Here is a 266-nt window from a genome sequence, read left to right as displayed (position 1 = left end):
AGATAACTTTGTACCAAATGCAGAACAAATGGACAGAACTATTCAACGAATTTATTCATTCTTTAACATCAATGAAAAGATTATTCAATCTAAGTACAACGAAGATGAATGGAACGCTTTTTATGAGTCTGAAATTGAACCTATCGCAAGACAATTAAGTGAAGAGTTTACACGTAAGATATTCTCTAGAACTGAAAGGGGATATGGAAACAAAATTATCTTTGAAGCTTCTTCATTACAATATGCGTCAATGCAAACTAAACTTG

1 protein-coding gene is annotated in these 266 nt (G+C 31.6%); it reads left to right on the top strand.

Translation table 11 applies throughout. From position 1 onward, the window contains the following. The coding region (locus SB754_RS20720) for a phage portal protein (protein ID WP_410784238.1) at nucleotides 1-266 on the top strand (266 nt) is incomplete at both ends.

Source organism: Leifsonia sp. SIMBA_070, from assembly GCF_046534635.1.
GTDB lineage: Bacteria > Actinomycetota > Actinomycetes > Actinomycetales > Microbacteriaceae > Leifsonia.
This window is presented reverse-complemented; position numbering and strand designations above follow the sequence as displayed.